At 73.4% G+C, this 2,824-nt stretch carries 3 protein-coding genes; 1 reads left to right on the top strand and 2 read right to left on the bottom strand.

The annotated features are described in order from the left end of the window. Both ABYE80_RS19370 and ABYE80_RS19365 read right to left on the bottom strand, forming a co-directional pair. Positions 1-1,829 (bottom strand): cation-translocating P-type ATPase (locus ABYE80_RS19370; protein WP_372791947.1); only part of this gene is annotated, 1,829 nt, incomplete at its 3' end. A 75-nt stretch (positions 1,830-1,904) separates the two neighbouring features. Further along, positions 1,905-2,459, bottom strand: coding sequence for a hypothetical protein (locus ABYE80_RS19365; RefSeq protein WP_372791946.1), 555 nt, complete (start codon positions 2,457-2,459; stop codon positions 1,905-1,907). A 166-nt stretch (positions 2,460-2,625) separates the two neighbouring features. On the opposite strand from ABYE80_RS19365, the gene ABYE80_RS19360 reads away from it, so the two are divergent. Next, positions 2,626-2,824: hypothetical protein (locus ABYE80_RS19360; protein WP_372791945.1), on the top strand; the 199-nt coding region annotated here is incomplete at its 3' end.

Raw genomic sequence — 2,824 nt, 5'->3', positions numbered from 1 at the left:
TTCTGCTCGGGCGACACGCGGGCGAACACCGAGGCGCTGCGCACCAGCTCACGGAGCTGCTCGTCGCTGCTCGTGGCGATCATGCGACCGGTGACCACGTGCGGATCCCCGTCGCCCGACGACCGCTCGCTGATCCCCACCCTCTCCGCGATCGCGTGCGCCGTGCGGGCGTGGTCGCCGGTGATCATCTTCACCGCGATGCCCGCCCGCCGGCAGGCGGCGACCGCGGTGATCGCCTCCGCCCGCGGCGGATCGATCATGCCCTGCAGCCCGAGGAAGGTCAGCCCGCGCGGCTCGAAGCCCTCCTCGAGCGTTCGCGTCCCCGGATCGAGGGTCGTGCGCGCGAACGCGAGCACGCGCAACGCGCCGTGGGCGAGGTCCACCGCCGCGTCGTGGATCGCGTCGCGGTCCAGCGGGATCACGCTTCCGTTGCTCTCCAGGGCCGTGGAGCACTGGTCGAGAACCCGCTCGACCGCGCCCTTCACGTAGACGACCGGCCCGTCCGCGCCGTCCTCGTGCAGCGTGGCCATGTACTGGAGCTCGGAGCGGAAGGGGATCTCGTCCAGCCGCGGCAGTTGCTGCGTCGCGTCGGACCGCCGGATCCCGCCCTTCTCGGCCGCCGTGATCAGGGCCCCTTCGGTCGGGTCGCCGACGACGGTCCAGTGCCCGCCGTCGCGGTGCAGCTCGGCGTCGTTGCAGAGCACGCCGGCCAGGAGCACCTCCTGGAGCGCGCGGTTGTGCGGCGATGCGGGCTCGAGGGTCCCCTCGGGTGCGTAGCCCGCCCCGCTCACGGTGAACTGCTCACCGCCCGCGAGCACCGCTGCCACGGTCATCTGGTTCTCGGTCAGCGTCCCCGTCTTGTCCGAGCAGATCACGGTGGTGCTGCCGAGCGTCTCGACGGCGGGGAGCCGACGCACGATGGCGTTGACCCGGGCCATGCGCCCGACACCGATCGCCAGCGTGATCGTCATCGCGGCGGGCAGGCCCTCGGGGATCGCTCCGACCGCCAGCGCGACCGCGGCCACGAGGAGGTCGGCGGGATCGTCACCGCGGGCGAGCCCGATCAGGAAGGCGCTCACCGCGAGTCCGAGGATCACGACCGTCAGCACCCGGCTGAACTGGGCGATCTTCGCGGTCAGCGGGGTGACCGTCTCCGCCGTGGAGCCGGTCAGGCGGTGGATGAGCCCGAGCTCGGTGTTCCCCCCGGTGGCGACGACGACGCCCGTGGCGCTGCCGCGCGTGACCAGCGTGCCGGCGAACGCCATGTTGATCTGATCGCCGATCGCGGTGTCCGGCTCGAGCACCAGCTCGTGCTTCGAGACCATCTGCGACTCGCCGGTCAACGCCGACTCGTCGATCTGGACGTCGGCCACGTCGATGAGACGGGTGTCGGCGGCGACGGCGTCCCCGGCGGCGAGCAGCAGCACGTCCCCCGGGACGATCTCCGGGACGGGGACGGCCCGCACCCGGCCGTTCCGGCGGACGCGGGCCTCTCCGGTGACCATCGCCTCGAGCGCGGCGAGCGCCTGCTCCGATCGCGCCTCCTGGACGAAGCCGATGATCGCGTTGACGAGCACGACGCCGACGATCACGCTGGCGTCGACGCCGTGGCCGACCGCAGCGGACACGGCGGCAGCCACCAGCAGGACGTACACCAGGGGATGCATGAACTGCGCGGCCATGCGCTGCACGGGACCGCGACGGCGCATGCGCGCGAGCTCGTTGGGACCGAACTGCTCCAGCCGGGCCCGGGCCACCCGGTCGTCCAGCCCGGTGTCGCGGTCGGTCTCGAGCATCAGGAGCGCCTCATGCACGGGCAGGTCATGCATGGCGAGCACGCTAGCCGTCGACGGTGCCCGGGTGCTCGGCGGCCACCCCGCCCGGCGCACTCGCCGGTGGGTGCGTCAGCCCGCGGACGGGTGCAGCTCGGGCTGCCAGCCCTGACGCATGGCGGCGACCGTGGATGGTGGGGTGAGGACCGCCACGGGTCCCTCCTGGCGCGAGACCGGCTCGCCGTACCCCTCGTGCGACCAGGGCAGCAGCGCGTCGCCGCGCACCAGCCATGCGCGACCGTCCCGCGCGACCATCACGCCGTCGGGCAACTCGCCGCAGTCCACCGGCGGGCTCGCCAGGGCGGTGCGCTCCCGATGCAGCCGGGTGTCCAGCTCGCGGAGCGAGCCGTCGCGACCGGGCCGTGCCGACCACCACGCGTCGACGAACGCGCGCGCGGCCGGCCGGCGGCACTCGAAGCACGGCCGATGCCCGGCCGCACAGGCCGTGGCCTCGTCGAGGAAGAAGAGGTGGGTGTAGTGCCGGGGGCTCATCAGGGGGTGATGGACCCGGCCCGCGAACTCCAGCACGCAGATGATCCAGCGTTCCCCCTGCCATCGCCGGTGCAGTCGGCCGTCGGCGTCGACCAGGCACCCGCGGTTCCCCATCATGGTCCCGCGCACCGGCACGGGCTCTAGCGTCCCGAACGGGGTGACGCGGTTGGGGTGCGGCACGACCTACCGCCTCGGTGTGGGTCGGGGGAACACCGCCAGACCCTAATGCGAAACGACACAACCACGCAACGGGCGCGGCCGTCGAGCGCGCGCGGTCCGACGCGCGGATAGGGTCTGAGGTATGCGTGGGTACCTGGGAGCGGCGCTGCTGGCCGTCATCGTCGCGACCGGGGCCGCGCCGACCGCCCACGCCGCCGCTCCGCTCGGCCTGACGGACTGCCGCGACAGCGACGGGGTCCGCCTCTGCGAGGGGCTCGTCGCCAGCTGGGACGGCGTCCCGCTGGACACGACGGTCGCGCTGCCGGCCTCGGCCCCGGGAG

The organism is Paraconexibacter sp., assembly GCF_041602235.1.
GTDB lineage: Bacteria > Actinomycetota > Thermoleophilia > Solirubrobacterales > Solirubrobacteraceae > Paraconexibacter.
The sequence above is the reverse complement of the archived record's forward strand: the minus strand, read 5'-3'. Positions and strand labels throughout refer to the sequence as shown.